Source organism: Flavobacterium gawalongense, assembly GCF_007097265.1.
Taxonomy (GTDB): Bacteria; Bacteroidota; Bacteroidia; order Flavobacteriales; family Flavobacteriaceae; genus Flavobacterium; species Flavobacterium gawalongense.
This window is the reverse complement of sequence record NZ_VJZP01000083.1, coordinates 1-1,232: the sequence shown is the minus strand read 5'-3', so window position 1 is coordinate 1,232 and position 1,232 is coordinate 1. Positions and strand designations below refer to the sequence as shown.

General features: G+C 33.1%; 1 protein-coding gene and 1 pseudogene. Both read left to right on the top strand.

Annotated features, from left to right (window positions below; all coding sequences use genetic code 11):
* Positions 1 to 27 precede the first annotated feature (27 nt).
* Positions 28 to 198 (top strand): annotated as a pseudogene (locus FNW38_RS17860) (transposase); the annotation flags it as partial.
* Positions 153 to 1,202, top strand: coding sequence for an IS3 family transposase (locus tag FNW38_RS17355; RefSeq protein WP_235890241.1), 1,050 nt, complete (start codon positions 153 to 155; stop codon positions 1,200 to 1,202). The pseudogene FNW38_RS17860 and the gene FNW38_RS17355, both read left to right, overlap by 46 nt.
* The last annotated feature ends 30 nt before the right edge of the window (positions 1,203 to 1,232 follow it).

The following is a 1,232-nucleotide window of genomic DNA, read 5'->3' as shown; positions in this document are numbered from 1 at the left end:
GTTAAGAAATAATCTTAATTTTAACCTATGAAACAAGTCCGCAAAATTTATGACAAAGCTTTCAAAGAAAAAGCCGTCCAATTGAGTTATGAGAGAACAAACATATCAGAACTGGCCAGAGAGCTGGGAGTAACAGCACCACAGTTGTACAAATGGCGCAAAGAGTTCGAGGAATTTGGAGAGGGAAGTTTTCCTGGAAAAGGGAATTTAAAACTAAGTCCCGAACAAGAAAAAATTCACGAACTGGAGAAAAGACTCAAAGATGCCGAGTTAGAGCGCGATATATTAAAAAAAGCAATCGGCATTTTTTCCAAGAGCGGTCGATGATTTATAGTTTCATTAAAAACAATGAACAACTATTCCCGATTGAAAAAATGTGCAAAGTTCTACAAGTGAGTAGTGGAAGTTATTACCGATGGAAAAAACAAACAATCACTGCAAGACAGCAACGAAAAATCGCCATAAAAGAAAAGATAACATTGATTTATTTTGAATCCAAACAACGATACGGAAGTCCTAGAATAACATTAGAACTTAGGAGTATTGGTTATAAAATTTCAAGAATTAGTGTAGCAAAATATATGAAACAGTTAGGCTTACGAAGTAAATTAAGCAAGAAATTCAAAGTAACGACCAACTCAAATCATAATTATTTAATCGTTGAAAATATATTAAACAGAGGGTTTATTGTAAAAATGCCTTCAAAAGCTTGGGTTTCTGATATCACCTATATTCAAACCAAAGAGGGATTTGTATACCTGACAACTATTATGGATTTATACGACCGAAAAATTATAGGTTGGAGTTTGAGCGATGGAATGAGTACAGATGAAACTACGCTTGGAGCTTGGAAAATGGCGGTTAAAAACCGAAATATTGAGGAAGGTTTGATTTTTCATTCCGACAGAGGTGTTCAATATGCAAGCAAAAAGTTTGTAAATGTTCTTGATTCCTATAAAAAAATAACCCGTAGTATGAGTCGCAAAGGAAATTGTTGGGACAATGCAGTAGCGGAAAGCTTTTTTAAATCCTTGAAAACTGAATTGATTTATGGAAACAAACTGATTTCTAAAGAACAAATGAAACTAGAAATCTTTGAATACATTGAAATTTGGTACAACAGAAAAAGGAGACATTCTGCTTTGAATTATGCAACTATTGAAGAATTTAACAATCAAATTAATTACAAAAATGTAGCTTAACTTAATGTGCAGTTTTCATTTGCATATCCA

What these genes read in the sequence shown, in the direction of transcription:
- FNW38_RS17355 (WP_235890241.1), top strand. Translation starts at nt 153, where the DNA reads ATGGCGCAAAGAGTTCGAGGAATTTGGAGAGGGAAGTTTTCCTGGAAA.